Below are 4543 nucleotides of genomic sequence, written 5' to 3' on the forward strand. Positions count from 1 at the left end.
ATGAAGAAGCAAAAACTGAAGCTTGAAGACATTTCCAAGCAGCCCACAACGGTCGTCCTTTCCACGTCAGAAACGAAGAAAGTCAAAGGCGGGGCAGGTTCTGAGGCGGAAGCCTTCGTTATCAATGACGATATCGATGGTTTTTAGAAACAGGCAATGAAGGCTAGCCCCTTCAGCCTGTTTGGCTGAAGGGGCTAGCCTTCCAGCTCGGCTAGTTTTTCTTTGAGCCAGTTGAGGCTGGCGACGTTTTTCGTCTCTTTGAGTTCCTTCTTAAATTTGTCGACAGCAGACTGATCGCCAGGCATAATCCGGGTTAGTTTCCGGGTGAAGCGGATAAGGTTGCCATAGTTTTTTCGGCGGTTAACAGGTATGTCTTTATGCCGGTTGAGGTACGCTCGGAAACTTTCGATAAGGCTGTATAGCGGTTCCATTTCATCTGTTTCGTAGTAGGTGGCCAGGAGCATGGCTTTGGAGCCTAGGTTGTAGGCAACGTCTTCGTATTCTACTTCCCTCAGGAGCTCGATCACCTTCTCGTGCTTTTTTTGATAGAAATAGACCTGAGCCAGGTTGTAAGAGATGGCGTTTTGGCGGAAGGCAAGGGGTAGTTTTTCTGAGTAGGTGTTTATGAAATTTTCCGTCCACTCATATTTCCCCAACCTTAGTGCTACGACCACTAAGTTTTTGAAGTGCCATGGAGATAGCTCGTTGTTAAGGAAAATGATCTCCTTTTTTATCAGATCTTCGTAGAGTTCAAAGATTTCCTTTAAGAATTCCTGATTGCCCCGGTTGATTTGCCTGACACAGTAGTTTATCGTAGAAATATAAATATTCATGGCCTCAAGCTGAGGGAAAGATAATGCATGTCTTTCCAGTAATTCTTTGAGAACATAATAATTTTGTGTTTCCCCTTCATTTTCCTGCGTCAGTAATACTCGGTAATAAATTGATATTGGTAAGATTTTGCCAATATCCTTTTGCTTGATATGTTCAATGATTTCTTTGATAAATCTGACATTGTAATCTTTTTCCGTGACAAACCTATTGCTCAAAGCAGCGCAATAATACCTCAGTTTTTCTGCAAAATAGAAGATATCAAGGTTATGGTTTAATGCATCGAGATTGCTCCTTAATGTTCGGGTATGCTTGTTTTCATCAAGTTCGTAACTTCGGTTTTCAACTTCGAATCTTTTGAGGTAAAAAGAAGAAGATTTTAAGGGAGATTTTTCTAAGGTCTTGTTGGCTGAGCGAACAGCACTATTATATAGTTTTTCTATCCTTCTTTGTCCTACTGATTGAATGAGATTTATGGATTTGTTTACAGGACTGGCTTCATATACCTCTTGACCAAGGTATCCTTCCACCAATTTTAGCAAGTCCGAGCAGTATTTCCGAAACCGCACATCATCGTAGGGCTTATCTGGCTGGAGAATTGACCACAAATAGGTTTTATCCAGCCCGCCGTTCTTTTTGCTGCGGTTAATGGCCTTGAGAAAGGCCTCGTACAGTGTCAGTAGTTCCTCACTTCGGTTGAAATAGGGCGACTGAATGTACTTCCGGCACCGGTTCTGTTCGTACTTATCGAAGTGCTGTAAAATTGCAAATAGTTTACTATTGTACATGTCCATCAGATTGTATATATTTGTCGGTAGCAACGAATAGGAAACTACATCAAATCTACTCAGGTCTACCCTCGAGGTCTGAGCCCTACAAAAGTAACGATATTTTTTTCACAACTGATACCTTTTTAAGGATCGAATTCTACTTAGGAGGTTTGGTTTCAAGGCCATGGGAGAAAAAAATCAGGCCTTATACTGAAACAGAGCAACCTAAACGGCGTAGAATTGTAAGAATTATTGTATTTTAGGCACACAATAGCAATGTATTTCCCTTTGAGTCCACGGCAAAGGGAACAAATTCACAATCCATGAATGTAATTTTACAAAAGCAAAATCTAATCCTGCTCCTCGTTCTGCTGGGGCTCCCTGCGTTGGGGCTTAGTCAGACTACGGTGAGGGACACGATTTACGAGTCCCAGGGCTACAATCAAATCAGCACCACGCTTTCTTTTACCTCTGAGCCAAACGACCCGGCGCTGGTTTCTGCACCGGAATATGGCTCCGTAAGCTGGACGGAAGTGTCTCCCTTCAACTACGAATTGACCTACACGCGTACGGATGGGCAGATGGGGGCAGATGATTTCACGATGCTGGTCTGGACCAATGTCTTTTCCTACGAGCAAGTTAATTTTCACATTGTCGTTAAGGCTTCAGCGGTGGAGTGCCTTCACGATCACGCGACCACCAACGTCAATACACCGGTTAGTATCGATGTGCTGCAGAATGACCTGACAACCACCGGGATTATTTACCTTAAGAATATTCCGCTGGCCAACAATGGCTTCGCCACTTATTCGGCAACGGACGGTGCAATTACCTTCACCCCGAGTACAGATTTTGAAGGCACGGCCTACCTTAACTATGTCGCCTGCGACAGTACAGGCACCTGCGATAATGGCACGGTAAGCATCAGCGTATTGGGGCAGAATGCAGGGCAATCAGACACAACAAAACTTTTTACGAAAAAGAATACAACGCTCCCGGTTTTTATCCCTCAGGAGTATACACTGACTCAGTCACCTGCTGAAGGTACCTATACGAATGATGGTTTTATCCCATACTACGAGCCGAATACCGACTTTGTCGGTACTGATTACCTCGCCTTTGATTATCAGGGCGCCGATAAAGTTATTGAAATTGACGTGATGGACCTGGAGGACAATTCCTTCGCGGTTGATGACGAGTTCCATATGACGCCTTTTGAAGGGCAGGTGGAAATTGATGCATTGGAGAATGACTTCTTTGGTTCAGATGCCAGCTGCGTGCAGTTGCAGGCTCAGCCAGAGTATGGGACCGCCTCCTACAATCCTCAGGCTGACGGGCGGGGCGTATTCCGCTACACACCGCCGACAGGCTTTACCGGCGTAGATTGGTTTACTTACACTTCCTGTCCTCCGGGCGGTACGGGCAGTCAGTCCGAAACAGCAACAGTTTACGTCTTTGTAAGCAAATACGAGCCTTCTGCTACCAACTTCCGGATGAGTACGCCCAAGCTGACCCCACTTGTGGTGGGCTACAGCGTGCCTATTCAGTCCTATTCCTTTGATATTATCGAGAGCGGTAACCTGGGATCTACCATTTTCCTGGAGGGTGAGGTGGATACAACCATATTGGGTCAGTCAATCACCGGTCATAACCTCATAATCTACACCCCTAATGATGGTGTAGACAGCGGACTGGATGAAATTGAACTGGAATACTGCGTTAAGATCAATGGCAGCTGCGCTTATCTGAAGACGGTGAAAATTGATATCGATATCCTGGATGTAGGAGACGGCTCCGAACCCATGTGCTTTGATGATTGTATCTGGTCCGGCGATGCCAACTTTGACGGCATTGTGGATATGGAGGACCTGCTGACAATCGGTTGGGCTATTGGTGAAGTAGGTGTCCCACGTGCCGATGCTAACCCTGACCTTTGGTACGGCAAGTATGGTGATGACTGGAATGACCCATTCCAAAACCTGCCTATCGACCTGAAGCACCTCGATACAGATGGGGATAGCCTGATTACCGCTGCGGATACGACGGCCATTAGCAACTTTTATGGTAATGCCCACTCTATGACGGCTTCCGTTATCCCGTTTTATGAAGACGAGATTGTGCTGGAGGGTGACCTTTATGTCAGTCCGGGCGATTTGGTAGAGCTGAAAATGAAAATGGGAACGCCCGGTAATCCGGCAGAGAATGTATATGGTTTCACTTTCCCATTCTCTTATAATTCAGACCTGGTGGTGCCGGGTTCTGTATTCGTTGATTTTGAATCCAACAGCTGGTTGACCTACAATTCACCCATTTTGTATATGCAGCGGGATGATCAGGAGGGGACGCTTAATGCTGGCTTTACCCGTACAAATGCAATCGCTGCGAATGGATATGGTACAATCGGCAGTGTTAAGTTTATTGTGATTGATGATATAGACGGTTTCCGTGACGACGACGGCGCACTAGCCCTGCAGGTTGGCGGCGGTTCTTCTACCGTGATGAATGGTAGTGGCAGTTCTTACGGCATTAATATAGGTGGGGCAACGATCCACATCCGTTTGGATGAGGAAGCGAAAGATGAGCCGCTTGATGCCAATCAGCTGAAACTTTATCCAAACCCGACCAACCGGGACTTCATCAATGTCCACCTGAACGGGCAGCAAGATTTCGAACGCATCGTGGTGCATGACCTGACCGGTCGCCCAATGTTCGACTCCGATAATGTGCTGACGAACCGCATGCAGATATCTGTAGGGGACTTTGCCAATGGCATCTACGTTTTGTCAGCCTACACCGAGCGTGGCGTGGTCAACAAGAAATTCCAGGTGATCCGGTAAAGCCGGATTATACGCAATACGAAGTGGTTTGCGACATCGGAGCAAGCCACTTCCCAGCGTAAATGCTGACATTGAGTAGGTTTGCTGTGGCAAACCACTTAATCG

General features: G+C 46.2%; 2 protein-coding genes. One reads left to right on the forward strand and one right to left on the reverse strand.

From position 1 onward, the window contains the following. Positions 1–194 precede the first annotated feature (194 nt). Positions 195–1439, reverse strand: a complete 1245-nt coding sequence (locus MRY86_RS21460) for a hypothetical protein (protein WP_293571917.1) — start codon at positions 1437–1439, stop codon at positions 195–197. 485 nt (positions 1440–1924) lie between these two features. On the opposite strand from MRY86_RS21460, the gene MRY86_RS21465 reads away from it, so the two are divergent. Then, positions 1925–4438: an Ig-like domain-containing protein gene (locus MRY86_RS21465; protein ID WP_293564101.1), complete on the forward strand. Its 2514-nt coding sequence runs from the start codon at positions 1925–1927 to the stop codon at positions 4436–4438. Positions 4439–4543 lie beyond the last annotated feature (105 nt).

The sequence above is a fragment of the Phaeodactylibacter sp. genome (genome assembly GCF_022763345.1).
Lineage (GTDB): Bacteria > Bacteroidota > Bacteroidia > Chitinophagales > Saprospiraceae > Phaeodactylibacter.

Excerpts from the sequence above, each read along its gene's own strand:
- MRY86_RS21465 (WP_293564101.1), top strand. The coding sequence starts at position 1,925 with ATGAATGTAATTTTACAAAAGCAAAATCTAATCCTGCTCCTCGTTCTG.